Below are 26,342 nucleotides of genomic sequence, written 5' to 3' on the forward strand. Positions count from 1 at the left end.
GGTGACGGGCGCGCGCAAACATGCGCACGCGACATCCTCACAAGGAGCTGCCATGATCAGCGGCAAGACCACTCTGATTGCCCACCTCGGCTACCCGACCGAAGCGTTCAAGGCGCCGATGATCTACAACCCCTGGTTCGACAAACAGAACATCGACGCCGTCGTCGTGCCGATGGGCGTCAAACCCGAGGATTACGTCGCGTTCCTGCCGCATCTTTTCAAGCTGACCAACATTCGCGGCGCGCTCGTCACCATGCCGCACAAGATCACGACCGTCGGCCTGATGGATGAAGTCAGCCCGACCGCGCGCATCGCCGGGGCCTGCAACGCGATCCTCAAACGCCCTGACGGCACGCTCGTCGGCGATCAGTTCGATGGCGCGGGCTTCGTGCGCGGCGTCGAACGCAAGGGCCGCAAGCTCGCGGGCACGAGCGTGCTCGTGCTCGGCAGCGGCGGCGTCGGTTCGCCGATCGCGGCATCGCTCGCGGCGGCAGGCGTCGCGGAGCTCGCGATCTTCGATACCAACACGGCTTCCGTCGAAGGGCTCGCGTCGCGCCTGCGCGAGCACTATCCCAAGCTCGTCGTAAGAACGGACACGAAAGATCCCGCCGGCTTCGACGTGATCGTGAACGCGACACCGCTCGGCATGAAGGAAACAGACCCCTTGCCGTTCGATATCGACCGCATCGCGCCGGGCACGTTCGTCAGCGAAGTCGTGATGAAATCGGAGTACACGCCACTCCTGCGCGCAGCCAAGGACAAGGGCTGCGCCGTGCAGGTCGGCACGGACATGCTTTTCGAAATGATTCCGGCGTATCTGGAGTTCTTCGGCTACGGCACCGCCACCGCCGATGACTTGCGCGCGGTCGCGCAGATCAAATATGCGTAAGGAAGCTTGCGCGGACATAACCGCGCTTCGTTCCTATACTTTGATCGCATAGCCTTGATCGACACAGCAACGCAGACGCTCATCCTCTGACAAATAGGCCGTCCCACGCGGCGGCCCGGAAAAAGGAAGGGAGGAATCATGGGATCGACTGCACCCGGCGTTCCGGCCGACGACAAGCACGCGCCCGAGCCGCACGGCCACCCGGCATTGATGGGGCTCTCGCTCGCGGCGCTCGGCGTCGTCTACGGCGACATCGGCACGAGTCCGCTCTATACGCTCAAGACCGTCTTCGATCCCGCAGGCGGCCTGCCATTGCAGCCCGCGAACGTGATCGGCATCGTGTCGCTCATCTTCTGGTCGCTCACGATCATCGTCTCGCTCAAATACGTGACGCTGATCCTGCGCGCCAACAATCATGGCGAAGGCGGCATCATGGCGCTGCTCGCGCTCGCGGCGTCATCGGTCGAATCGAAGAAGCGGTTGAAGCACGTGCTCTTGCTCATCGGCGTGATGGGCGCCGCGCTCTTTTACGGCGATGGCGTCATCACGCCGGCCATTTCCGTGCTGAGCGCGGTGGAAGGGCTCGAAGTGGCCGCGCCGGGGCTGCAGCCCTATGTCGTGCCCGTGACGCTCGTCGCGCTGATCGCGCTCTTCGTGATGCAGAAGCACGGCACATCGGGCATCGGCGCGGTGTTCGGGCCGGTGATGGTGCTGTGGTTCGCGATACTGGCGGTGTCGGGTGTTGTGAACATCAAGGATGCACCGCATATTCTCGTGGCGCTCAATCCGCTCGAAGGGCTCGCATTCTGCCTGCATCATCGCTGGCTCGCGTTCGTCGCCCTCGGTGCGGTCGTGCTTTCGCTCACGGGCGCCGAAGCGCTTTATGCCGACATGGGCCACTTCGGCTCGCGGCCGATCCGCCTCACATGGTTCGCCGTCGTCTTTCCCGCGCTCGCGCTCAACTATCTCGGACAGGGCGCGCTGCTGATCACGGACCCGGGCGCTTTGCAGAATCCGTTCTACCGGCTCTTTCCGTCATGGATGCTCTATCCGATGGTCGTGCTCTCGACCATCGCGACGGTCATCGCATCGCAGGCCGTCATCTCCGGCACCTATTCGATGACCAAGCAGGCGATGCAACTCGGCTTCCTGCCGCGCATGAGCGTCGTGTACACGTCGGCGAAGGAGATCGGGCAGATCTATGTGCCGGGCATCAACTGGACGCTCCTGCTCGCGGTGGTCGCGGCCGTGCTGGGCTTCGGCTCGTCGACTGCGCTCGGTTCCGCATACGGCATCGCCGTCACCGGCACGATGCTCATCACGACGGTGCTGACGTTCTTCGTGATCCGCTACGCGTGGCACTACAACTGGGCGCTGTGCCTTGTCGCGACTGCCTTCTTCTTCGTTATCGACGCGATGTTCTTCTCGGCGAATTGCCTGAAGATCGCGGAGGGCGGCTGGTTCCCGGTCGCTATCGGTCTCGTGATGTTCACCGTCATGGCGACGTGGGGACGCGGCGCGCAAATGATGATCCAGGAGGCTCGCGTGCGCGCCGGCGCGACGCCGCTCAAGCCCTTCCTTAATAGCCTCATCGCACGCGCGCCCGCACGCGTGGAAGGCACCGCGATATTCATGTCGAACGATCCCAGCGGCGTGCCGCATTCGTTGCTGAACAACCTCATGCATAACCGCGTGCTGCACGAACATACGGTGTTTCTGACGGTTACGACGGAGCCGGTGCCGTGGGTCGAGGAGGCGCGCCGCGTATGTATCGAGACGCTCGGCAACGGCTGTTTTCAGGTGACCGTGAACTATGGTTTCAAGGACGAAGTGGACCTGCCTGCCGCGCTCGAAAAGTGCCGCTCTTCGGGGCTCAAGTTCGATCGCGCGACGATTTCGTATTTCCTTTCGCGTGCAACTGTGGTGCCGACGCCGGGCACCGGCATGGCCCTATGGCGCGAACGCCTCTTCGCGATCATGCTGCACAATGTGGGCAACGTAGCGGCCTATTTGCGATTACCGGCCGATCGCGTGATCGAGCTCGGCGCGCGGGTCGAAATATGACGGCGCAAATCGGCTGATTTGCGTGCATCCGGCGCAAGCGGGCGGCCGCGGATTGCGCGAGACTCAATACAAGATATGCGGCACACAGGAGACGCCATGACCGCCAGCAGCCCGCCGACCCGCCATCCGTTCCCCTCTACCGCGCGCCTCGTCGAGCGCGGCAAGATCGTTTCCGCGCGCGAGGCGGTGCGCCTGATCCGCTCGGGCGATACGCTCGCGACGAGCGGTTTCGTCGGCATCGGCTTCGCGGAGGAAGTGGCGATCGCGCTCGAGGAACGCTTCGTCGAAGGCAGCGATCCGATCGCGGATCTCACGCTGGTCTACGCCGCGGGTCAGGGCGACGGCCGCTCGAAAGGCCTCAATCACCTGGCGCATGAAGGCCTGATCAAACGCGTGATAGGTGGTCACTGGGGACTCGTGCCGGGCCTGCAGAAGATGGCGATCGAGAACCGCGTCGAAGCGTACAACCTGCCGCAAGGCGTGATCTCGCAACTCTTTCGCGATATCGCCGCGCATCGGCCCGGGCAGCTCTCGACGGTCGGCCTCGGCACCTTCGTCGATCCGCGCAACGGCGGCGGCAAGCTCAATGCGCGCACGACCGACGATCTCGTGCGGCTCATGCCTATCGACGGCACGGACTATCTGTACTACAAGACCTTTCCGATCGATGTCGCGATCGTGCGCGGCACGACCGCCGATCTGAACGGCAACATCACGATGGAAAAGGAAGCGCTGACGCTCGAAGCGCTGTCCATCGCGATGGCCGCGCGCAATTCGGGCGGCATCGTGATCGCGCAGGTCGAGCGGCTCGCGGAGTCGAACACGCTCAATTCGCGTCACGTGAAGATTCCCGGCGTGATGGTCGATTGCGTCGTGGTCGCGAAGTCCGACAATCACTGGCAGACCTTCGGCGAGCAATACAGCGCGGCATTTTCGAGCGAGCTGCGCGTGGCCGCGAGTTCGGTGCCGCCGATGGCGCTCACGGAACGCAAGATCATCGCGCGGCGCGCCGCCTTCGAGCTGATGGCCAACAGCGTCGTCAATCTCGGCATCGGCATGCCGGAAGGCATCGCGAGCGTCGCGAACGAGGAGCAGGTGATCGACCTCTTCACGATGACGACCGAGCCCGGCGTGATCGGCGGCATTCCGGCGGGCGGCCTCAACTTCGGCGCGGCCACGAATACGCAGGCGATTATCGATCAGCCCTATCAGTTCGATTTCTACGATGGCGGCGGCCTCGATATCGCGTTCCTCGGTCTCGCGCAGGCGGACGCCGACGGTAATCTCAACGTGAGCAAGTTCGGGCCGAAGCTGGCCGGCGCGGGCGGCTTCATCAACATCAGCCAGGCGGCGAAGAAAGTGGTGTTCGTGGGCACGTTCAACGCGGGCAAGCTGGATGTCGCTATCGGCGACGGCAAGCTCAGGATTCGCCGCGAAGGCGATTGCCGCAAGTTCGTCGATGCGGTCGAGCATCGTACGTTCAGCGGCCGTTATGCCGCCGAGCGCGGGCAGACCGTGCTCTATATCACCGAGCGCTGCGTGTTCGAACTCACGGACAAGGGCCTCGCGCTCACGGAAGTCGCGCCCGGTATCGATATCGAACGGGATATCGTCGGGCAAATGGGCTTCAGGCCGATCATGGATACGCCGCCGCGTCTGATGGACGAACGCATTTTCCGCGATGCGCCGATGGGTCTGCGCAATGTGCTGCTCAGGCTCGATCTGTCGGAACGCTTCAGCTACGACCCGGAAAAGAATCTCTTCTTCATCAACTTCGAAGGCCATGAAGTAAAGAGCCTGAGCGATGTCGAAGCGATACGCGTCGAAGTCGAAAAGCAATTGGCGGCCATGAGGACGAAGCCGCACGCGATCGTGAATTACGATAACTTTTCGATTCGGCCCGACATGCTCGACGCCTATTCGGAGATGGTGACGAAGCTCGTCGATGGCCTTTACGACCGTGTGACGCGCTATACGACGAGCAGCTTCCTGCGCCTCAAACTCGGCGATGCATTGAAGCGCCGCGGCGTCGCGCCGTATATCTACGAAAGCCCTGAAGAAGCGCGCGAACACGAATCGAAACGCGCGTCCGAATGACAATGGGCCGCGTCGAGCGGCCCATTGCATTGCATGTTATCCACGCGCGGTGTGCTTCGGCGCAGTCTCCCGCTGATTGCGCAGCCTGCTGTGGCGTATGCCATAGCCGAAGTAGATGACGACGCCGATCGCCATCCATACGATGAGGCGTATCCACGTATCGGCGGGCAGTCCGGACATCAGGAAGAGCGAGGACAGCGCGCCGAGCGGAGCGACGACATACACCGCGGGTGTCTTGAACGCGCGCTCCAGATTCGGCTGCGTGATGCGCAGCACCAGCACGCCGATGCACACGACCATGAACGCGAACAGCGTGCCGATGCTCACCAGCTCGCCGACGAGTCCGATCGGCAAAAGCCCCGCCAGGATCATCACGATGATGCCGGTGATGATCGTCGTGATGTAGGGCGTCTGAAAGCGCGGGTGAATCTTCGATGCGAACGGCGGCAGGAGGCCGTCTCTCGCCATCGAATAGAAGATGCGCGGCTGCGACAGCAGCAGCACGAGAATCACCGACGTGAGGCCGAAGATCGCGCCCAGCTTGACGATGGGCGAGAGCCAGCGCATGCCGATCGCATCGACGCCGACTGCGATCGGATCGGCCACGTTGAGCTTGTCATACGACACGATGCCCGTCAGCACATACGACACGAGCACGTAGAGGATCGTGCAAATGGTGAGCGAGCCGAGCAGGCCGATCGGCATGTCGCGTTTCGGGTTGCGCGTCTCCTGCGCGACGCACGACACCGAATCGAAGCCGATATAGGCAAAGAACACGACCGCCGCGCCGCGCAGCACGCCGCTCATGCCGAACACGCCCGATTCTCCGGTGTTCGGCGGAATGAACGCGCCTGTCGGGTTTTGCGCGGTGACCCAGTGGCTCCTGTCCACGAACGCGATGCCCGCGGCGATGAACGCGATCACGATCAGCACCTTGATGATGACGATGAAGCTGTTCACGCGCGCCGACTCGCGTATGCCGATCACGAGCAGCATCGTGATGAGCCCGACGATCACCATCGCGGGCACGTTGAGTATCGCGCCGACGTGGCTCCAGCCGTGACCGGGATCGTAAGCGAAGGGCGCTTTCGCAAGCTGCTCGGGTATGTCGATGCCGAGCGAATGCAGAAAGCTCACGACATAACCGGACCAGCCGATGGCGACCGTCGTCGCGCCGACCGCGTATTCGAGGATCAGATCCCAGCCGATGAGCCACGCGATCAGCTCGCCCATCGTCGCATAGGCATACGTGTAGGCGCTGCCGGAAACCGGCACCGTGGACGCCATTTCGGCATAACACAGTCCCGCGAGCGCGCAGACGACCGCACCCAGCACGAAGGACAGGATGATCGCGGGCCCGGCGTTGGTCGCGGCCGCGTGGCCCGTCAGCACGAAAATCCCCGCGCCGATGATGCAGCCTATGCCGAGCAACACGACATCGAGCGCAGTAAGCGAACGTTTCAGCGTGTGGCCGCCGTGTTCCTGAAGCACTTCCTCGGTTTCTTCCGCTTCGCTTTGCAGCGTAGCAACGGACTTTCTTTGCATGACGGTCACGATCGCCTCCTGTGCGGCGGCAGCGAGGCCGCGCCCGGTGGCGCGGCGAAGTCTGTCGCCCGTTCAAGTGCGGGATGATGCACACGCCGCTTGCTTCACACCTGCACGTTCGTTCTGACGTATTGCCGTTTCGTGATAGCAGATTTTGCCGGGGAATTCGAGCGCTGCTGAGCGATGCGCGTGCAACGACGCGTTTTGCGAGTATGTTCGTGCACGGCGAGCGGCTTGCAGCAGGAAACGTGCCGCGCCGGCGCCGGTCGTGGCTGCGCTGGCGCGGCGCAAGACCCCACAACGGTCAAGGACATACGCGGACGGCATAAAGCACGGATGCGCGGCGCACTATAATCAGTTGCACAGTTGCGATTTTCAACCCGGAATCCGTTCCTGTTGCTTGCGGAACGTTCACCGGACTTTCCTCACGTGGAGAATTTGATATGGCTATACGCATTGGTGATGAAGCCCCCGATTTCACGGCGGAGACGACCGAAGGCACGATTCGCTTTCACGAGTGGATCGGCGACAAATGGGCGATCCTGTTCTCGCATCCGAAGGACTTCACGCCCGTCTGCACGACCGAGCTCGGCTACATGGCCAAGCTCAAGCCCGAGTTCGACAAGCGCGGCACGAAGGTGATCGGACTCTCGATCGATCCGGTGACGAATCACTCGCAATGGGCCAAGGATATCGAGGAGACGCAGGGCACCGCGGTCAACTATCCGATGATCGGCGACGCGGATCTGAACGTCGCGAAGCTCTACGACATGATTCACCCGAACGCGAGCGGCGCGAATCCGCGCACGGCAGCCGACAACGCGACGATCCGCGCCGTGTTCATCGTCGGTCCGGACAAGAAGGTGAAGGCCACGTTCACGTATCCGATGAGCGCGGGCCGCAACTTCGACGAAGTGCTGCGCCTGCTCGACGCGCTGCAACTGAACGCGAAGCACACGGTCGCGACGCCGGTGAACTGGAAACCGGGCGAGGACGTCATCATCCCCACGTCCGTATCGGATGACGACGCGAAGAAGAAGTATCCGGACGGCTTCAAGACGCTCAAGCCGTATCTGCGCACGGTGGCGCAGCCGAAGTAACGCACGCGCAACTGAAATCGAACGCCGGCCGCACACGCGGGCCGGCGTTTTTATTTCCACTCAGTTGTGTCCCGTGCGGCGTTCGGGCGACGTTTCGACTTCGCCCGGCTTGCGCAGCATCTTGTCCACTTCGCCCGCGTGCATCTCCTCGGTTTCGATCATCTGCCGCGCGTATTCTTCGAGCGCGACGGAGCGGCCCTCGACGAGCTTCAGCAAGTCGCGATAAAGACCGAGCGCGACGTTTTCCGCCTGCAGCGATTCGCGCAGGATCGTCGCGATGTCGAAGGTGTGATTGTCGAGCAGCGGGCCGATTGCAAGCGATGGATAGGCGCCGAGCGTCGTGATCCATTCGCCGGCCTGATGCGCATGCACGAGCGATTCATCGGCCTGCGCGCGCAGCCACGACACGATGGGAATGCGTCCGAAGCCGAACACGAGAAACGAATAGTGCGTGTAGCGCACGACGCCCGCCAGTTCGGATTCGAGAATCCTGTTCAGGACGCCGACGACCTTTTCCTTTTCGAGCTCTGCCATTCTTGCCTCCGTTTTTCCAACGCCAGGCGCTCCGCAGGACGGAGAGGCCATGATTCGTCGCATGCCGCGGCATCACTCATTGTAGTCACGCGGACGGCGCATGCGAGGCGAAACTGCGGCTGGAGGCGCGCAAGATATGCGCCCGGAACGGCTATGGAGGCGATGCAGGCGGCCCTGCGGCCGCGGCACCGGTAAGGCGGAAACCCTGCGTTCAGGCGATTTCTTCGATCCAGAGCGCAGCCGTGCGCGCCAGCACCTGCGACATGGCCGTGCGCGCGCCGTCTCCATCGGCGGTTTCGATGGCCCGCACGAGCCGGCCGTAATCGCCGAGCTGCGAGTCGGGCACGCGCGGCAGCGCATGCGGCTGCGCGCGCAAGGCTGCCTTCATCGTCCGGATGCCGACGCGCACGACGCTGCCCATCTGGCGCAGCACTTCGTCGCCGCTTGCATCGACGATAGCGGCCTGTAGCGCCTCTTCCGCGGCGGACTGAAGGGGTTCGGACGGGCTCGCGTGCAAAAGCCGCTGGTAGGCCGCATTGATGGCGATGCGCTGATGCCGGTTCGCGCGCGTCGCGGCGAGCGCGGCGGCGGGCGGATCGACGAGCGCGCGGAACTCGATCAGCCTGCGTATGCAGTCCGGGTCATGCAGCGCGCGCATGCGCCACTCGGCGACCTCGGGATCCATGATGAGCCATTCCCGCGCGGGCTTGATGCGTGTGCCCGTCTTGGGTCGCACGTCGAGCATGCGGCGCGAGATGAGAATGCTCAGCGCCTCGCGCATGATGGTCCGGCTCACGCCGTGCTGCTTCGAGAGGATGACTTGTGGCGGCAGCACGTTGTCCTGGTATTCGCCGCTCACGATGCCCGCTACGAGCTGGTTCACCACGCGTTTGACGAGCGATGCTTCATAGCCATGATTCATGTTTTTGTTCTCGTGATAACGCCCACGCCTGTGGCTTCTCGCTACTCGTCGCCGAGTGGCAGAGCCAGCGCTTGTCTAAGTTCACGGCGTGTCGGTGCACCGCGCGGGCGAACTTTCGCGCGCAGCGCTTCCCCCCCGGCACGCCGTGTATTTGGTCCCCGGATTCAGCTATCGATGCGGTTTGAGCCGCATACCCCGCAGCGGTCGGCATTGTTTGGACAGCATCGTCGATCCGCTGAAAGAAGCGTATCTCTGCGTGGCCTGTTTTAACAATATGGTGCACCGCTAATTCGACTGACTATCGTGCGTCCGCCCACAAAATCGCGCGGGCGCGCAACACGGCGCGAATCGCCAGAAATGCGCAAGCGTTTGCGCGTCGTCGGTTATGCGAAGCATCGAACACAACGGCCGATGCGGCAGCCATGTGTTATTTTTGCGAGCCATAGCAACGCAACGAACCAACGAGGAAACGAAACATGAAAGTCGCCGTCATGGGTGCGGGCGCGGTCGGTTGTTACTACGGCGGCATGCTCGCGCGCGCGGGTCACGAGGTCGTGTTGATCGCGCGGCAGCAGCATGTCGAAGCGATCGAACGCGATGGCCTGCGCCTCGACACGCAGCATTTCGACGAGCGCGTGCGCGTGGCCGCGAGCACCGACGCGAGCGCGGTGAAGGGCGCGCAACTCGTGCTCTTCTGCGTGAAATCCACCGATACCGAGAACGCTGCAAAGGCGCTCGCGCCGCATCTCGAACCCGATGCGTTGCTGCTCTCGCTGCAGAACGGCGTGGAGAATGCCGAACGCCTGCGCGAGTTGCTGCCGCAGGAAGCGGCGGCCGCGGTCGTGTATGTCGCGACCGGGATGGCGGGGCCGGGGCACGTCAAACACAACGGGCGCGGCGAGCTCGTGATCGAGCCGTCGACGAAAAGCGAGGAGGTCGCGCGCGCCTTCGTCGAGGCGGGCGTGCCGACCGAGATTTCCGACAACGTGCGCGGCGCGCTGTGGGCCAAGCTCGTGCTGAATTGCGCGTATAACGCGCTGTCCGCGATCACGCAGTTGCCGTACGGAAAGCTCGTGCAGGGCGAGGGCATCACGCGCTCGATGCGCGATGTCGTCGACGAATGTCTCGCGGTCGCGAAGGCCGACAACGTGATCATTCCCGGCGACGTCGATGCCGCCGTGCGCCGCATCGCCGAAACGATGCAGAACCAGTACTCGTCGACGGCGCAGGACGTGGCGCGCGGCAAGACGAGCGAGATCGATCATCTGAACGGGCTGATCGTACGGCGAGGCGAAGCGCTCGGCATCCCGACGCCCGCGAACCGCCTGCTGCATGCGCTCGTCAAGGCGATCGAAAGCAAGGCCTCGTAGCGCACGATTCGAAGGTGTGTGAGGGCAAGGTCGGGCACGGCCGATGCTGAGTTATGCAGCACGCACAGAAAACACCGTGCGTAGCCCAACACACCGGAGGTTCACCATGAAATCGTTCGTCAAGGCCGTGGCCGTCGCCGCTGTAGTGGTGGCGCCGGCGCTCTCTTTCGCGCAAACCGATTCGTCGCTTACGCGCGATCAGGTGAAGCAGGATCTGCGGCAGGTTGAAGCCGCCGGCTATGATCCGTCGCGCTCGGACCAGACTTCGTATCCATCGGATATTCAGGCCGCCGAGAGCCGCGTATCGCGCCAGAACGGTGCATACGGCGGGACAGCGGCGGGCAGATCGGCTTCAGGCACGCGCAACATGATGCCGCCCCTGAATGACGACAGCACAAAGCCAGTTTATTTTGGCCGTTGATGATGACGCGGCCGGGTTGTGCGCGTTCGGCGCAACGGCGCTACCATCGGTTCTTCCATTCGCCCTATCGCGTTCATGCGCAGGAAGACACTCATGGATAAAGCCGTCAAGATTCCCGGCCCCGATCATCCGATCACGGTCCAACCCAGTCCGTTGCACGTGATCGTGAAGGCGGGCGCGCATGTCATCGTCGATACGACCAGGGCGCTATCCTTGCGCGAGGCATCGTATCAGGAGGTGCTCTATGTCCCGCGCGAAGACGTGGACATGACAAAACTCGAACGCACGTCGCACACGACATACTGCCCTTACAAAGGCGAATGCAGCTATTACAGCATCCCGTCGGGTGGACAAAAAGCCGCCAATGCAGTGTGGTCCTATGAGACGCCATACGACGCGGTTGCATCGATAAAGGATCATCTGGCGTTTTATAGAGATCGCGTCGATTCATTCGAAACGCGCGACGCCTGACACTCAATCGAGCAAGGTTTTGGCGCGGTGCTTGAGCATCGCGCTGAAGTCGTCGAGCCAGCCGACCGACAGACGCCAGCTCTGCCAGTAGAGGTCAACATCCAGGCGCGCGCCGGGCGACACTTCCACGAGCGCGCCGCTGTCGAGTTGCGCCGCGACGAGCCGTTGCGGACACATACCCCACGCAAGCCCGGACGTGCATGCGCGCACGAAGCCTTCGCCATGCGGCACGACATGCGCGGGCGGCTCGATATCCGCGCGGCTTACACGCTTGACGAAGCGTTTCTGCAATTCATCCTTCTCGTTGAAGTTGACGCATGGCGCTCGACGCAGCGCGTCACGTGTCAGTCCGTCAGCGAAATAACGCGCGAAAAACGCGGGCGAGCACACGGCGCGATATCGCGTGCGCCCGAGTTTCACCGAGCGCCAGCCAGGTACGGGTTCGGCCTGCGTGGTGATGGCGCCTTGCACGTCGCCTTCGCGAATGCGTTGCGCGGTGTGATCCTGATCGTCAACGACGAGATCCAGCATCAGTTCGCGCTCGATACAGAAGTCCGCCGCCGCGTCGATGAACCAGGTGCTCATGCTGTCGTCGTTCACCGCGATCCGCAGCTTCGCGCGCCGCTCGCTCGGCGCGCCCGGCAAGGCCGGCATGCGTCCGCCGAGTTCCGCCTCGAGCAATTGCACCCGTTCGGTATGGCGACACAGCAGCGCGCCCGAAGCCGTCGCCTCGCACGGCTGACCGCGCTTGACGAGCAGGCTGCCGACGCGCTCTTCCAGCAGTTTCACACGCTGCGACACCGCTGACGGCGTGACGTTGAGATCGCGCGCCGCGCGCTCGAAAGATCCCGTGCGCACGACGGCGAGCAACGCATCGAGCAGAGCGTAGTCGAGCATTAGCGTTCCTTAATCGAAATTAGAAAGTTTAGCTGTTTGAATGCACGTTCAAAGCGCAGACTACGGCTTTCTTCGATCCCGATCAAGCGACGCCATGCAACCGAATCCCTTCAAACTCGAACGTTATTTCGCGCGACATGAATTCACCGCGCGCCACTTGCTATGCAGTTCCGATCCCGAATCGATGTCGATCGGCGAATTGCTCGCGTACGAACCCGGTGCGATCGACGGCTTGCGCGATACGTGGCTCGGCTATACCGAGTATCCCGGCGCGCCTGCGCTGCGACGCGAGCTCGCGACGCTGTACGAGCACATCGACGCGGACGACATCATCGTGCACACAGGCGCGCAGGAAGCCATCTATTCGTTCATGCGCACGATGCTCGCGCCGGGCGATCACATGATCGTGCATATGCCGGGCTATCAGTCGCACTATTCGGTGGCCGAGGCGATGGGCGTGAGCGTGTCGCCATGGAAAGCGCGCGAGGAGGCGGGCTGGACGCTCGATCCTGAGGAACTCGACAAGCTCGTCACACCCGCCACGCGCGCGCTCGTGATCTGCGCGCCGCACAATCCGACCGGCTATCTGCCGTCGCGCGAGATGTTCGATGCGATCGTCGCGTTCGCGCGCAAGCATGGGCTGTGGCTCTTCAGCGACGAGGTGTATCGCGGTCTGGAGCACGATCCCGCCGATCGCCTGCCCGCTGCGTGCGATGTGTACGAGCGCGCGATTTCGCTCGGCGCGCTTTCGAAGACGCATGGGCTCGCGGGGCTTCGCCTCGGCTGGATCGCGACGAAGAGCGCGCAGGTGCTCGAACGCATGAGTACGTTCAAGGACTATCTCACCATCAGCAATAGCGCGCCGAGCGAGTATCTCTCGGCGATCGCGGTGCGCCATACCGATGCGCTTATCGAACGCAATGTGTCGATCGTGCGCGCCAATCTGCGCGTGCTCGACGATTTCTTCGCACGTCACGCGGATCGCTTCGAATGGCATCGTCCGCGCGCGGGCACCATCGGCTTCGTGCGTCTGAAACGCGGGCACGCCGTACAGTTCTGTGCCGAACTGCTCGAACGCACCGGCGTGCTGCTACTGCCTTCGACGCTCATCGATCACGGCGACGCGCATGTGCGGCTGGGTTTCGGCCGACGCAACATGCCCGAGGTCGTCGGGCTTCTCGATGCTTATCTGGAAGCGACCGCCACGAGCACCGCATCCTGACGATACGCGGCCGGATACATCTGTTTCAGATTCGCGACTTTCGGCAGATCGTTGATCGCGATATACGGGCTTTCCGGATGCTCCGTCAGGTAGTTCTGGTGATAGCCTTCGGCCGGATAAAAGCCCTTGTAGTCCTCGACCTTCGTGACGATCTTGCCGCTGTACACGTGGGCCTTGTCGAGTTGCGCGATATACGCATCGGCGATCTCGCGCTGCGCCGCATTCGTCGGAAATACCGCCGAACGATATTGCGTGCCGTGATCCGGGCCTTGATAGTTCAGCTCCGTCGGGTTGTGTGCGACGGAGAAGAAGATCTGCAAGAGCTTGCCATAAGAGACCTGCGCCGGATCGTAGGTGATGCGCACCGATTCCGCGTGACCCGTGTCGCCTTCGCTGACGCGATCGTATTGCGCGGTGTCGGCCGCGCCGCCCGCATAACCCGACATCACTTCCTTCACGCCGCGCACGTGCTGAAACACGCCTTGCACGCCCCAGAAGCAACCGCCCGCGAACACGGCGGTTTCCGTATGCACCGCGCCCGCGGTTTCGTCGTGCGCGGGCGGCGGAATCTTCACGGCGGCCTCGCTCGAATGCGCGACGCGCTGCAATGCGAACGCGCCCGCGAACAGCACGGCCACGCTCGCGGCCTTGAACGTTTTGCTGGTGGTCTTGAACATCTTTGCTCCTCGATGAGTCTCGTTCAACCGAACGTGAACGCGTACGCTTCGACCCCGGGGTCGAGAAATTCGATCGTGAACGTGCGATCCGCGACGGTGCCCGTCTGACGCACGAGTTGATAAAGCCGCTGTTCGGTCACGGTGCCGCTTCCGTCGGCCTGCACGTCGCTGCCGTGTGAAGCGCCCGGCGCTGCACCATCGATGCTCACGCGAAAGCGCACAGGCTTGCCGTCCTTCGACGGTCCGAGCACGAGATGCAGGTCGCGCGCATGAAAGCGATAGACGATGCGGCCCTTCGTGCCTTCGAGCGTCGCATGTTCCGCGCCCACTTTCCACGGACCCGCGAGTCCCCAGTCATTGACGTCGAGCGCTTTCGGCGCGGCATAGTCGTGGAGGCGATCGCGCGTTTCGCCGCCCGGCGACATGAACTGCTCCGCGCGCTCGTAGCCGATATATGTCTCCGGCGAACGCATGTCCGTGTTGTCGGCCTGCATCATCGCGCCTTCGCCGATGGCATCGTCGCCGCTCTTCGACGTCATCGACATGGAAGGCGCAGCGCCGTGGCCCGCTTCGGCGAGCAGTTGCTGGATCACATGCTCGGAGTGCGCATAGTCGCCTTCGCCGAAGTGGTGATAGCGGATATTGCCCTGCGCATCGATGAAATAGTGCGCCGGCCAGTATTGATTGTTCAGCGCGCGCCAGATCGCAAAGTTATTGTCGATGGCGACAGGATAGTCGATGCCGAGATCGTGAATCGCCTGCTTCACGTTGTCGACGTTACGCTCGAATGCGAACTCCGGCGCGTGCACGCCGATCACGACGAGTCCCTGATCGCGGTACTTCTGCGCCCAGGTCTTCACATACGGCAGCGTGCGCAGACAGTTGATGCACGAGTACGTCCATACATCGACGAGCACGACCTTGCCACGCAACGCTTCCTTCGTGAGCGGCGGCGAGTTGAGCCATTGCACTGCGCCGTCGAGCGACGGAAGCGTGCCTTCGACGGGCAATGGCGCGGGGTTGGCCGACTTCGGCGGCTCGGTGCTCGCGCGCATCATCGCGCCATTGTTCGCGGGCTTCGCGGACATCATCATCGCGCCATTGTTTTTATTCGAGAGCTTGTCGACGAGTTGTTGTTCGATACCGGAGGTCGCCACCGTCGATACGCGAGCGAGCACGCCGGTGTCGAGTCCGAGCGCGATCGCGACGACGCCGAGCAGCATCGCCGCGCCGATGCCGCGCCGCACCCATTCGCCCGCGCCCAGCGAGCGCTTCATCGCGGCGAACACGCGTCCGCCGATCAGCAGCGCTACCGCAAGCGAGGTCGCCGCACCGGCCGCGTAGGCGAGCAGCAGCAGCGTGGTGCCGGCGCTCGCGCCGTTGAGCGCAGCGCCCGTCAGCACGAGGCCCAGGATCGGGCCCGCGCACGGCGCCCACAGCAGGCCCGTCGCGATGCCCAGCACGAACGATCCGCCAAAGCTCGGCTTGCCGTCGCCGCGCTGCGCGAAGGCGGTAAGGCGATTGCCCGCGCTGACGAGCGGATGCATCACGCGCTCGGCGACGCTCGGCAGGAGCAGCGTGAGGCCGAACACCGCGAGCAGGACGATCGCGGCCCAGCGGCCGTATTGATTGGCCTGCGTGACCCAGCCGCCGCCCACGGCCGCGAGCGTCGCGACCACGGCGAACGTCAGGCCCATGCCCGCGAGCAGAGGCAGGCCGCTCTTCACGAACGGCTGGTCCGCGCGCGAGAACACGAAAGGAAGCACGGGCAGGATGCACGGACTGAGAATCGTCAGCGCGCCGCCGAGATAGGCAAGGACGATAAGCAACATGATGATGTCGGGTCGAGGTTGATCGTGGTGTGAACGCGGTTCAGGCCGCGCCCGGCATGAAATTCATCGCGACGCCGTTCATGCAGTAGCGCAGGCCCGTGGGCTTCGGTCCGTCGTCGAAAACGTGGCCCAGATGGCCGCCGCAGCGCCGGCAATGCACTTCCGTGCGCTCGACGCCGAACGAGCCGTCGATGCGCGTCGCGACCGCATGATCGAGCGGCGCCCAGAAGCTCGGCCAACCCGTGTGACTGTCGAACTTGGTGCTCGACGAGAACAGCGCCAGCTGGCAGCCCGCGCAACCGAACGTGCCCGCGCGATGCTCGTCGTTCAGCGGGCTGGTGTACGGCCGCTCGGTGCCCTCGCGCCGCAACACGTCGAACTGCACCGGATTCAGCAGGCGGCGCCATTCGTCCTCGCTATGGACGATTTCGAAGCGTTCCTGCGACGGCGCTTGCGGCCCGGAACCGGCCGCAAGCGCGCGCAGGCGTCCGCCCAGCGCGAACGCGGCGGCGGCGGCCGCGGTGCCCGTCAGGAGAAAGCGGCGGCGGGTTTGCATGATGCGTGCCTCGTTTTCGAGTGGAATGCCTGCATCGTAGTCGCGCGCGCATCCCCGAGTCCTCACCGAAAGTTAAATTAAATGTGATACTTCGGCGCGCGCTTTTCTGCACAATGGCACAGACGCCCGTCCATTTCTTCTATGGATAGGGCGAGCATCATCCGACACTCGCTCATGGATCATCCGAAACGCATTCTGATCGTCGAAGACGACATGCATATCGCCGATGTGCTGAGTCTCAACCTGCGCGACGAGCGCTACGAAGTCGTGCATAGCGCCGATGGCGCCGAAGGCTTGCGCCTGCTGGAGCAGGGCGGCTGGGACGCGCTGATTCTCGATCTGATGCTGCCCGGCGTCGATGGCCTCGAAATCTGCCGCCGCGCGCGGGCGATGACGCGCTACACGCCGATCATCATCACGAGCGCGCGTTCGAGCGAGGTGCATCGCATACTCGGTCTCGAACTCGGCGCGGACGACTATCTCGCGAAGCCGTTCTCGGTGCTCGAACTCATCGCGCGCGTGAAGGCGTTGCTGCGGCGCGTCGATGCGGTGGCGAAGGACTCGCGGCTCGACACGGGGTGCATCGAGGTCGCGGGCATCGCGATCGATCCGCTCGCGCGCGAAGCATGGGTCGATGGCGCGCGCATCGAGCTCACGCCGCGCGAATTCGACCTGCTGTATCACTTCGCGCGTCATCCGGGCAAGGTGTTCTCGCGCATGGATCTGCTCAATGCGGTGTGGGGCTATCGGCATGAAGGCTACGAGCACACCGTCAACACGCACATCAACCGGCTGCGCGCGAAAGTGGAGAAGGATGCCGCCGATCCGAAGCGCATTCTCACGGTATGGGGCCACGGCTACAAGCTCGCGGCGTCGTCGCCCGAAGGCAAGGACGCCGCGCCGTGAAGCTCACGCTGTCTCAACGGCTCTTCGCGGTGTTTTGCGTGCTGCTGCTCGCGTGCTGTGGCGCGTCGGCGTGGCTGCAGATCCGCGCGAGCGATCTGCGCGAGAAGGAGGTCATCCAGAGCCTCTCGCGCGGGCTCGCGGCGCACATCGCCCATGACGGCGCGCTCGCCGATGTGAACGATTTCGACGCGCCCACCGTGCGCCGTCTCTTCAGTCAGCTGATGGTGGTGAATCCGAGCGTCGAGGTCTATCTGCTCGATGACACGGGCCGCGTGCGCGCAGACGATGCGCCGCCTGGGCACGTGAAGCGCGATCGCGTCGATCTCGCGCCGGTGCGTCAATTTCTCGATGGCGCTCCGTTGCCGATCCTGGGCGACGATCCGCGCAGCGACGACAAGCGCAAGGTGTTCAGCGCCGCGCCGCTCGCCGCGCCCGGCAAACCGCCGTTCGGTTATGTCTATGTGGTGCTGCTCGGCGAGGAGCATGACGCACTCGCGGCGAAGGCATCGGCGAGCGCGGTGCTGCGCACCACGCTCGCATCGATGGGCCTTGTCACCTTGCTCGGGCTCGTCGCGGGCGTGGTCGCGTTCGGGCTCGTCACGCGGCCGCTGCGACGGCTCACCGAAGCGATGCGCAAATTCGACGCGCGCGGCGCGCCCACAGAACCGCCATTGCCGTCGATGCAGCGAGCGAGCGCAGCCGACGTGCGCGAGAACGAACGCGACGAGATCGTCGTGCTCGAAAGCGCGTTTGCGCAGATGGCCGAGCGCATCGGCGAGCAATGGCGCGCGCTTGGACGACAGGATCGCGAGCGTCGCGAGATGGTCGCGAATATCTCGCATGATCTGCGCACGCCGCTGTCGTCGCTGCATGGCTATCTGGAAACGCTGTCGCTCAAATCGGACACGCTTCCCGATACCGACCGGCGCCGTTATCTGTCGATCGCGCTTGCACAGAGCGCGAAGGTCGGTCATCTCGCGCAGTCGTTGTTCGAGCTCGCGAAGCTCGAACACGGCATGGTCGCGCCGGAAGCCGAGCCGTTCTCGCTGACCGATCTCGTGCAGGACGTCTTCGAGAAGTTCGAGTTGTCCGCGCAGTCACGAGGCGTGCACCTGAATGCGCAGATCGCGCCGCGCTTGCCGAGCGTCGTGGCGGATCTCGGCATGATTGAACGCGTGCTCACGAATCTGCTCGACAACGCGATTCGTCACACGCCCGCGCAAGGCACGGTGGACGTGACGCTGGCACATGGGCGCGAGCATGCCGGTCGCGTCGAAGTCACGGTCAGCGACACAGGCACAGGCATTCCGCCCGCAATGCGGGAAGCGTTGTTCCAGCGTCCGTTCGCTTCAGGTGGCGCGCATCGTGGCGGGCTCGGCTTGCTCATCGTGCAACGCATGCTGCAACTGCACGGCAGCCAGATTCGCATGATCGATACGGAAGGTGCGGGCACGACGTTTCGCTTCGACTTGCCCGCCGCGGTCGCGCAGACCGGCGACGGCGCGCCGCACGCTCACGGATGGCGCGGATAAAAAAAAGCCCGACATTCCTGCCGGGCTGAATGGGATGGTCATCGCCTGCGCCTGATCGCGCCGTTGGAATGCGCGTGCGGCGTTGCCCGGTCTGACCATCCGCGTGGACGTTCGAGTGAAAGCCGATTCGCAGCGGGCTGCAAGGCAGCGGTATCGAACCGCAATGCTGTCGGCGTCATGTGAGACGTTTTAGGCTCATAGCCTTAAACCAGTCTTAAGGACTGTGCCTTGCGTGGGGTCGTGCATCCGGGAGCCAGGCAAGACAAGACAATCGTTGCGCATTCGCTTAAGTGCGTTCACTAAAGCGGCTTAATCGTTTCTTTAGCGTTGCTTGCCGCCGCATTGCGAATACGCCAGGCTCGAAACTACGCCGAATGACAGCCACGTGAAAAAGCGCGGCGTTCTTCCATGCGGAAACTTTCCTTGGTTTCCCGCAATATGTTTGCTAGCATGTAATCGGGTCACAGCCGCCACGTGAGCTTTCGGTCAAAAGTACGGCGCTGTGGCGTGGGATTCAATAGGGCCCATCGAGGCCAATTATGAGTAAAGCGCCCAAGATTGGCGCTTGCTATTGTATTGCCCGTACCAGTGTATTTCGTCAGTCCACTGCTGCGCAGGCCGCCGTGTGGCCTCGTGCGGGACGTCGCAGTGCATTGCTCAATATCTGATAAGCATCGACGTTTAACGTATTTCGCATTCTTGGCTACTTGCGCTGTTTCTTTTAGCGCGGGAAATAAAACGCTTCGTTTTATAAAACGAATTTAGCCGAAGTTTCAAAGACAGTGTGCTTTAGCGTAGCTGCGTCGTGCAACACATTTATAAAGATGCACACGAAGCGACGTCGCGCAGTGGCGAGCGTCGCGCATATCTCTTGGCGTCGCAGGTGATTTCCAGGCAACCGGTTACCGTCATCGATTTTTAGTGACGGTGGAATGTCGCACGCATACGATCCGCGCACAATGCGGGAGGACATGTGGAAACGGAACTCAGTCAACGGCTTGCGAAAGCGTTATGGCGTTGTGCATCGCACGGGCACGTGCTGACCTATCAGCGTTTTCATGCGCAATGCGACAAGAGCGTGCCTTTGCCCCAGCGCTATGCCGCGCTCGAATCGGCGATCAAGACGCTCGGCGATGTAAGCAATCTCGACTACGGCGTGCTCATGGCGCTCGACAACGGCCTGCCGGGCGCGGAGTTCTTCCAGCGCTATCTGCGTTATCGTCATGGGGAATATGTGATGCAGATGGGCGATCCGAAATATCAACGGCAGACCCTCGCGCGCAAGCGTACGCTCGTCGCGCGCGAACGCGATCGCGTGTATGCCCATGCACGTACCGTGGAGGAGGAAAGGGCCAGGCAGGCGGCGTAGCCGGAATCATGCTTCGGCCTCGTCCGCTTTTCCGAGGCCGGCCTGCGCCAGCACCCAGTCGCAGAAGCATTTCACTTTCTCGACTTCGCGTTCCTTGACGCGATAGGAAAGAAAGTGCGTCTCCTTGGCGAGCGGCGCGAACACACCCGCGCCGAGCTCGATCAGATCGCCGCGCGCAAGCTCGCGCTCGGCGAGGCGCGTCGTTTCCAGCGCGACGCCCATGCCATCCACCGCCGCCGATATCGCGAGCGCCGCACGGTCGAACGAAGGGCGCGGCCCGCGCGGCATTTCGAGGCCGTTGAGCGCGAACCATCCCGGCCATGTCACGCGGCTCAATTGCGAGTCGATCAGCGTCATCCTCGCGATCTGTTCCGCGGCCGGCACGTCGTCCTTCAACAGCGAAGGCGAACACATCGGGATGATGCGCTCCGTGCCCAACGCGCGCGAGACGACACCGGGGCGATCATGCGCAAAGCCATACGAGATGGCGACATCGACCTCACGCGCGCGGGCGAGATCGGCGGGCTCCGCATCCGATGACAAACGGATCGTCACGTTCGGATGCATCTGTATGAATTCAGGCAGACGCGGCCCGAGCCATTTCACCGCGAAGCTCGGCGCGCAGTGAACGGCGAGCACTTGCGCGAGCGGATCGAGCGTCACTTCGGCGCATGCGGCTTCGATCACATCGAACACACGTCCGAGGCTCTCATGCAGGCGCCGGCCTTCGGATGTCGTCTCCACACGCCGGTTGCGCCGATGAAAAAGCGGCCTGCCGAAATACTGTTCGAGTTCCTTCACCTGATGGCTGATCGCCGATTGCGTGAGATGAAGCTCGCTTGCGGCAAGCGTGAAGCTTTCGAGCCGCGCGGCGGCTTCGAACGCGCGTAGGAGGACGAAGTTAGGGATGCGCCTCATGGAAACACCTTATGCATGAGCCCTCGTCATGGTTCTATGAACAGGCATCGTTTGTCTTTCGGGTGCGAGGTGACGAACATGTGAGCGATCAAGACGCATCACATAACCAGGAGACAGAGCATGAGTTCCCACAGTCCGGTTGCGTATCTGACGGGCGACGAGTCGTCCACGTATGCGAAGGTGACATGGCGTCTGCTGCCATTTCTTTTCGTGTGTTATCTCTGCGCGTATCTCGATCGCATCAACGTGAGCTTTGCCAAGCTGCAGATGCTCAACGACCTGCATTTCAGCGAGGCCGTCTATGGCGCGGGCGCGGGCGTGTTCTTCGTCGGTTATCTGCTGTTCGAAGTGCCGAGCAATCTTATTCTGTTGCGCGTGGGCGCGCGGCGCTGGATCGCGCGCATCATGGTGACATGGGGCGTCATCTCGGCGGGCATGATGTTCGTCACCACGCCGACGAGCTTCTATATCATGCGTTTTCTGCTCGGCGTTGCCGAGGCGGGCTTCATTCCCGCGATCCTGCTTTATCTCACGTACTGGTTTCCCGCGTCGCGCAGAAGCAAGGTCACGGCACTTTTCATGACAGGCATTCCGATGTCCGGCGTGGTCGGCGGTCCGCTGTCGGGCTGGATCATGACGCATATGAGCGGCGCGCACGGCATAGCGGGGTGGCAATGGCTCTTCCTGCTCGAAGGCATTCCGACAGCGATCTTCGGCGTGGTGGCGTACTTCTATCTCGACGACAAGGTGGCCGATGCGAAGTGGCTCAGCGATTCGCAAAAGGCCATGCTCGAAGCCAATCTGCGCGACGAAAAGCCCGCCCATGCGCTGCATTCCGTGCGCGACGGCCTGCTGCATCCGAAGGTGCTGTTGCTCTCCGTGACTTACTTCTTCTTCACGATGGGCCTCTATGGCGTGAGCTTCTGGCTGCCGACGCTCGTGAAGGCGAGCGGCGTCACCGATCCGCTCAATATCGGCTTGCTCGCGGCGATTCCCTATGCAGCGGGCGCGATTGCGATGCTCGCGGTCGGCCATAGCTCCGACAAACATGGCGAGCGCCGCTGGCATCTGGCGGGCGCGGGTTTCGTCGGGGCGATCGGACTGTATCTGAGCGTGGTCTATGCGCACTCGACGCTCTTCGGCATGATCGGCCTCACGCTCGCGACGATGGGCGTCGTCACGACCATCTCGCAGTTTTGGGTCCTGCCTCCCGCGATTCTCAGCGGCGGCGCGGCGGCTGCGGGCCTGGCGCTCGCGAATTCCGTCGGCAGCATCTCGGGCGTCGTGAGTCCGTGGGTCATCGGCGTGATTCAAACGCATTCGGGCTCGACCGGCAGCGGCGTGCTGGGTCTCGCGGCGAGCTGCGTGATCGGCAGTCTGCTCGTGTTCGCTGTGCCGGCCGCGCTCGTGAACAGCCGCCGCCGCAACGATTGAAGAACGCGCGCAGGGAAGGACGGCTCCGTGAAAGCGGGGCCGTTGGTCTGTCATCACGTGGCGCCCGCTTCCCGGTCGCGCTGTTCGCTCAGCACGAGGCCAAGCCGTTCGACGAGATTCTTGCGCGCGTTCGCGGTATGCAGATCGGTGAGTTCGGCGGCGCGTTGTCCGTCGCCTTCGGAGATGGCGGTCGCGATGGCCGCGTGCTCGTCCCAGATCGATTTGCGTTGTCCCGAAGCCTGCAGCACGGCGCCCATCACGCGGCGCAGATGGACCCAGTGCGTCTGCGCGGTCTCGGCGATCAAAGGATTGCCCGACGCCGTATAGATCGCGTTGTGGAAGGCCATGTCGGCGTCGATCATCGCTTTCACGTCGTCGCTCTTCGACGCGCGCCGGCCGTTGGCGATGATCGATTTGTCGATCTTCGCACCGCGTTCGGCGGCAAGACGCGCGGCGAGCGAATCGAGTGCGCCGCGAATCTCATAGAGATGACTGATCCACGCGGGATCGAGCGGGGTCACGAGCAGACCGCGCCCGGGTGCATCGACGACGAGGCCGTCTTTCTTTAAAAGACGCAGCGCCTGAAGAACGGGGGAACGCGAGACGGCGAGCTGCTCGGCGATCTCTTCCTGCGTGATGCGCGTGCCGGGCGCGAGCGAACCGGAGCTGATGGCGTCGAGCAGGACCTTATAGACCTCGTCTACGTAGTCGGTGCGAGCCTGAAGCTTGAGAAGTTTGGCGGGCATGATATCGGCCGTAATTTCTGGATACAGAATACGGCAAGGTTACAGCGCGCCAGTGCGGCGCGTCAACGCGCATCGTTGCAGCACGTGATCGCATTCAGGTTTACCCATAGAGACAAGGCTGCTTCGCGTCGCTAATCTTTGTATACAGAGTTCGGAGTTCTGTAACCGAAATACGGGACTCAGGCATCAATTCATTCAACCCCACTCGAAACAGGATCTCCCATGACCATCAAATCGGACAAGCTGGAAGGACAGAAGAGCAGCGGCGGCCCGGCCGCGACAGTCAAGAAGCTGGTGCCGTATGGCGGTTACTACGTGAACAAGGTGCCGGGCCACGATCCGGAACTGACGGAAACCGGACCGGGCACGCCGATGGGCGAGTACATGCGCGCCTTCTGGCATCCGGTCTGCATGTCGATCGAACTGACCGACACACCGCGCTTTCTCAAGATCCTCAACGAAGAACTGGTGGCGTTCCGCGACGGCAGCGGGCGCGTCGGCCTGCTGCATGCGCATTGCGCGCATCGCGGGGCGTCGCTCGAATACGGCGCGATTCAGGAGCGCGGCATCATGTGCTGCTATCACGGCATGGTGTTCGACGTGGACGGCGCATGCCTGCATGTGCCTTTTCCGAAAGGCGAGGAGAAGGAGGCCGAAAAATACGCGTGTTCCATTCGTCAGGGCGCGTATAAGGCGGTCGAGCGGCACGGTCTCGTGTTCGCATATATGGGGCCGCCGGAGAACGAGCCGCCGTTTCCCGAGTGGGAAGGCGATTACACGGTGATGCCCGGCGACGAGCTCGTGCCCTATAGCAACTTTCAGCATTGCAACTGGCTGCAAGTACAGGACAACGCCGCCGATAACTTTCATCCGACCGCATTACATGCCGCAAAGAACGTGGTGAAAGGGCAATTCCAGGGCACGACATTCGATGAAGTCGGCGCAGCGTCGATGGAAGTGGCACCCGACATGCACTTTCAGCCGGTCCAGCAAGGCCGCAGCCTCGCGTGCGCGGGTGCGCGCCGCGTCAACAAGGACCGTTTGTTCATTCGCGTTCAGCATCAGGTGCTGCCGAATCTGAGCCTGCACGCTTATACGTCGGAAGACGGCTCGAAGAAAAAGCTCTTCAGCCGCTTCCATATCATTCGCTGGACGGTTCCTGTCGACGATGAAAACAGCAAGATGATCGGCTGGCGCGTGATGGGTCCGGGCATCGATACGCGCGGCGTCGGCAAGAAGGAACTGGTGGGTTACGAATCGATCGACTTTCTCGACGGCCAGGTCGCGATGCGCCGTCCCGAGCGCTTCGGCGATCACACGATCGAGGACATCGTGCCGATTCCGTCGAATCATCGCGAGCGCGCGAACTACAAGCAGGCCCAGTACGCGCCCGGCGACTACGAGGCGATCATCAGTCAGCGGCCGATCGCGGTGCATGCACTGGAAAATCCGACGAAATTCGATGCCGGTGTCTTCGTGTTTCGCAAGATGCTGCGCGATGCATTGCGCGGCTCGAACCCGGCCGCATCCGCGCAAAATTTCGCGGAATGGTTTCGCGAGAACGCGGGCGCGCCGAACAGCTTCTGCTCCGGCAATGTGTTCGAGATTCCCGAAGGCGAAACCGTCGAGGAAGAAGTGGTGCGCCGCCGCAAGGTGACGAAGCAGATCGTCGCGATCCTCGCGGAAAGCGAGCAGTTCAAGGGCGAGGCGCGCGCCGCATTCGTACGCGAGCGCTTCGAGGAACTCGAGCAATCGATGAAGCAATAACGCGGGCAACGCGCGGGCGCATGGCGCGCTCGCGATGCCGGATCATCGATTCGAGGAAATACGATCATGTCGACACAACCCATCTCAACTGATGCGCATGAGCACACTTTGAAACTGCTCGTGCGTCAGGTCCGGTTCGAAGGCCGGGGCATCAATTCATATGAACTCGTCGATCCTGAAGGCGCGCAATTGCCGTCTTTCACGGCGGGCGCGCATATCGACATTCATCTCGCGGACGGCGTCGTGCGGCAGTATTCGATCAGCAATGCGCCGCGTGAACGACATCGCTATGTGATTGCAGTATTGCGCGATGAGCGCGGACGCGGCGGATCGAAGGCGCTTCATGATCAATTGCGCGTGCAGCATATCGTGCGCGTGAGCCGGCCTCGCAATAACTTTCATCTCGTCGACGGCGCGCGCCGCGTGTTGTTGATAGCGGGCGGCATCGGCGTCACGCCATTGAAGGCGATGGCGCATGAACTCGACGACGCGGGTATCGATTACGAAATGCACTACTGCGCGAAAGATGCGCGCAGCGCCGCGTTTGCCGAGGAATTCGAGCCGATGCGCGCGAGTGGACGCCTGCATTTTCACTTCGATGGCGGCGATCCTTCGGCGGGTCTCGATATCCGCGATCTGCTGAACACCCCGCGCGAAGGCGAACACGTCTACTACTGCGGTCCGGGCGGCTTCATGAAAGCGTGCGCGGATGCGGCGCAGCATTGGCCGACGGGCACCGTGCACTTCGAACACTTCAAAGCGCCTGAACGCGCTCCCGGCGAGCAGGCCGCCAACGATGCAAGCGATAGCTTCATCGTGCGTATCGCGAGTACGGGACAGGAGATCGAAGTCACAAAAGACGAGAGCATTGCCGAAGCGCTGGCCGGGGCGGGCGTGGCGATGGAGACGTCATGCTGCGCAGGCCTGTGTGGAACGTGCAAGGTGCGCTATCTGCAGGGCGAGGTCGAGCACAACGACTGCATCATGAGCGACGAAGAGAAGGCCGAATTTCTCACCGCATGTGTATCGCGTGCGACGAGCAAGCTGCTCGTTCTCGATCTCTGATCAACTGA

Annotated in this window: 23 protein-coding genes; 14 read left to right on the forward strand and 9 right to left on the reverse strand. The window is 62.7% G+C overall.

Going from position 1 to position 26,342, the window contains the following annotated elements:
* Positions 1 to 52: 52 nt before the first annotated feature.
* The 3 genes from ACEN42_RS18180 (at position 53) to ACEN42_RS18190 (ending at position 5,050) form a co-directional block, all read left to right on the forward strand.
* Positions 53 to 889 carry a shikimate dehydrogenase gene (locus ACEN42_RS18180; RefSeq protein WP_371882053.1) on the forward strand — a complete coding sequence of 279 codons (837 nt, stop codon included), beginning with the start codon at positions 53 to 55 and terminating at the stop codon, positions 887 to 889.
* Positions 890 to 1,027: 138 nt separating this feature from the next.
* Positions 1,028 to 2,953: a potassium transporter Kup gene (locus ACEN42_RS18185; RefSeq protein ID WP_238213869.1), complete on the forward strand. Its 1,926-nt coding sequence runs from the start codon at positions 1,028 to 1,030 to the stop codon at positions 2,951 to 2,953.
* Positions 2,954 to 3,049: 96 nt separating this feature from the next.
* Complete coding sequence (locus ACEN42_RS18190; protein ID WP_371882054.1) at positions 3,050 to 5,050, forward strand: acyl CoA:acetate/3-ketoacid CoA transferase; 2,001 nt, start codon at positions 3,050 to 3,052, stop codon at positions 5,048 to 5,050.
* 36 nt (positions 5,051 to 5,086) lie between these two features.
* Here the strand turns inward: ACEN42_RS18190 and ACEN42_RS18195 are convergent, their stop codons facing one another.
* A complete protein-coding gene (locus ACEN42_RS18195; RefSeq protein ID WP_238214014.1) occupies positions 5,087 to 6,595 on the reverse strand; it encodes an amino acid permease in 1,509 nt (502 codons plus the stop codon).
* 443 nt (positions 6,596 to 7,038) lie between these two features.
* On the opposite strand from ACEN42_RS18195, the gene ACEN42_RS18200 reads away from it, so the two are divergent.
* The gene (locus ACEN42_RS18200) at positions 7,039 to 7,695 is read left to right on the forward strand and encodes a peroxiredoxin (protein ID WP_035501829.1); all 657 of its coding nucleotides are present in this window, start codon (positions 7,039 to 7,041) and stop codon (positions 7,693 to 7,695) included.
* A gap of 60 nt (positions 7,696 to 7,755) precedes the next feature.
* Here ACEN42_RS18200 and ACEN42_RS18205 read toward each other — a convergent pair whose 3' ends face one another.
* Together ACEN42_RS18205 and ACEN42_RS18210 are read right to left on the reverse strand one after the other, a co-directional pair.
* Positions 7,756 to 8,229: a bacterioferritin gene (locus ACEN42_RS18205; protein ID WP_371882055.1), complete on the reverse strand. Its 474-nt coding sequence runs from the start codon at positions 8,227 to 8,229 to the stop codon at positions 7,756 to 7,758.
* A 211-nt stretch (positions 8,230 to 8,440) separates the two neighbouring features.
* The gene (locus ACEN42_RS18210) at positions 8,441 to 9,151 is read right to left on the reverse strand and encodes a FadR/GntR family transcriptional regulator (protein ID WP_035501832.1); all 711 of its coding nucleotides are present in this window, start codon (positions 9,149 to 9,151) and stop codon (positions 8,441 to 8,443) included.
* A gap of 476 nt (positions 9,152 to 9,627) precedes the next feature.
* On the opposite strand from ACEN42_RS18210, the gene ACEN42_RS18215 reads away from it, so the two are divergent.
* From ACEN42_RS18215 to ACEN42_RS18225, 3 genes are all read left to right on the forward strand, one after another.
* Positions 9,628 to 10,521 carry a ketopantoate reductase family protein gene (locus ACEN42_RS18215; protein WP_371882056.1) on the forward strand — a complete coding sequence of 298 codons (894 nt, stop codon included), beginning with the start codon at positions 9,628 to 9,630 and terminating at the stop codon, positions 10,519 to 10,521.
* Positions 10,522 to 10,627: 106 nt separating this feature from the next.
* On the forward strand, positions 10,628 to 10,942 hold the full coding sequence (locus tag ACEN42_RS18220; protein WP_371882057.1) for a DUF4148 domain-containing protein: 315 nt from the start codon (positions 10,628 to 10,630) through the stop codon (positions 10,940 to 10,942).
* Positions 10,943 to 11,035: 93 nt separating this feature from the next.
* Positions 11,036 to 11,413 (forward strand): DUF427 domain-containing protein, encoded by a 378-nt coding sequence (locus ACEN42_RS18225; protein WP_371882058.1) that lies wholly within the window; start codon positions 11,036 to 11,038, stop codon positions 11,411 to 11,413.
* 3 nt (positions 11,414 to 11,416) lie between these two features.
* On the opposite strand, the gene ACEN42_RS18230 is transcribed toward ACEN42_RS18225, so the two are convergent.
* Positions 11,417 to 12,310, reverse strand: coding sequence for a LysR family transcriptional regulator ArgP (locus ACEN42_RS18230; protein ID WP_371882059.1), 894 nt, complete (start codon positions 12,308 to 12,310; stop codon positions 11,417 to 11,419).
* 94 nt (positions 12,311 to 12,404) lie between these two features.
* Here ACEN42_RS18230 and ACEN42_RS18235 point away from each other — a divergent pair, with 94 nt between their 5' ends.
* Positions 12,405 to 13,532 (forward strand): aminotransferase class I/II-fold pyridoxal phosphate-dependent enzyme, encoded by a 1,128-nt coding sequence (locus ACEN42_RS18235; protein WP_371882060.1) that lies wholly within the window; start codon positions 12,405 to 12,407, stop codon positions 13,530 to 13,532.
* On the opposite strand, the gene msrA is transcribed toward ACEN42_RS18235, so the two are convergent.
* The 3 genes from msrA to msrB are packed head-to-tail and all read right to left on the reverse strand — an operon-like array spanning position 13,496 to position 16,597.
* Positions 13,496 to 14,209: a peptide-methionine (S)-S-oxide reductase MsrA gene (gene msrA, locus ACEN42_RS18240; protein ID WP_371882061.1), complete on the reverse strand. Its 714-nt coding sequence runs from the start codon at positions 14,207 to 14,209 to the stop codon at positions 13,496 to 13,498. The genes ACEN42_RS18235 and msrA overlap by 37 nt on opposite strands.
* Positions 14,210 to 14,232: 23 nt before the next feature.
* Positions 14,233 to 16,041 (reverse strand): cytochrome c biogenesis protein DipZ, encoded by a 1,809-nt coding sequence (locus ACEN42_RS18245; protein WP_371882062.1) that lies wholly within the window; start codon positions 16,039 to 16,041, stop codon positions 14,233 to 14,235.
* Between the two features lie 40 nt (positions 16,042 to 16,081).
* Entirely contained in the window at positions 16,082 to 16,597 is a 516-nt protein-coding gene (gene msrB, locus ACEN42_RS18250; protein WP_371882063.1) for a peptide-methionine (R)-S-oxide reductase MsrB, read from the reverse strand.
* Positions 16,598 to 16,771: 174 nt separating this feature from the next.
* On the opposite strand from msrB, the gene ACEN42_RS18255 reads away from it, so the two are divergent.
* From ACEN42_RS18255 to ACEN42_RS18265, 3 genes are all read left to right on the forward strand, one after another.
* Complete coding sequence (locus ACEN42_RS18255) at positions 16,772 to 17,503, forward strand: response regulator transcription factor (RefSeq protein WP_371882064.1); 732 nt, start codon at positions 16,772 to 16,774, stop codon at positions 17,501 to 17,503.
* Positions 17,500 to 19,035, forward strand: coding sequence for an ATP-binding protein (locus ACEN42_RS18260; protein WP_371882065.1), 1,536 nt, complete (start codon positions 17,500 to 17,502; stop codon positions 19,033 to 19,035). The genes ACEN42_RS18255 and ACEN42_RS18260 overlap by 4 nt, the downstream gene beginning before the upstream one ends.
* 973 nt (positions 19,036 to 20,008) lie before the next feature.
* Positions 20,009 to 20,404 (forward strand): hypothetical protein, encoded by a 396-nt coding sequence (locus ACEN42_RS18265; protein ID WP_238291648.1) that lies wholly within the window; start codon positions 20,009 to 20,011, stop codon positions 20,402 to 20,404.
* A gap of 6 nt (positions 20,405 to 20,410) precedes the next feature.
* Here ACEN42_RS18265 and ACEN42_RS18270 read toward each other — a convergent pair whose 3' ends face one another.
* Positions 20,411 to 21,322, reverse strand: coding sequence for a LysR substrate-binding domain-containing protein (locus tag ACEN42_RS18270; protein ID WP_371882066.1), 912 nt, complete (start codon positions 21,320 to 21,322; stop codon positions 20,411 to 20,413).
* 120 nt (positions 21,323 to 21,442) lie between these two features.
* On the opposite strand from ACEN42_RS18270, the gene ACEN42_RS18275 reads away from it, so the two are divergent.
* Positions 21,443 to 22,756, forward strand: coding sequence for an MFS transporter (locus ACEN42_RS18275; RefSeq protein ID WP_187606269.1), 1,314 nt, complete (start codon positions 21,443 to 21,445; stop codon positions 22,754 to 22,756).
* A 53-nt stretch (positions 22,757 to 22,809) separates the two neighbouring features.
* Here the strand turns inward: ACEN42_RS18275 and ACEN42_RS18280 are convergent, their stop codons facing one another.
* Entirely contained in the window at positions 22,810 to 23,502 is a 693-nt protein-coding gene (locus ACEN42_RS18280; RefSeq protein ID WP_371882067.1) for a GntR family transcriptional regulator, read from the reverse strand.
* A gap of 222 nt (positions 23,503 to 23,724) precedes the next feature.
* On the opposite strand from ACEN42_RS18280, the gene ACEN42_RS18285 reads away from it, so the two are divergent.
* Entirely contained in the window at positions 23,725 to 25,269 is a 1,545-nt protein-coding gene (locus ACEN42_RS18285; RefSeq protein ID WP_238213893.1) for a Rieske 2Fe-2S domain-containing protein, read from the forward strand.
* A 66-nt stretch (positions 25,270 to 25,335) separates the two neighbouring features.
* Positions 25,336 to 26,334, forward strand: a complete 999-nt coding sequence (locus ACEN42_RS18290; RefSeq protein ID WP_371882068.1) for a 2Fe-2S iron-sulfur cluster-binding protein — start codon at positions 25,336 to 25,338, stop codon at positions 26,332 to 26,334.
* Positions 26,335 to 26,342 lie beyond the last annotated feature (8 nt).

The organism is Caballeronia sp. S22 (assembly GCF_964261745.1).
Lineage (GTDB): Bacteria > Pseudomonadota > Gammaproteobacteria > Burkholderiales > Burkholderiaceae > Caballeronia > Caballeronia jiangsuensis.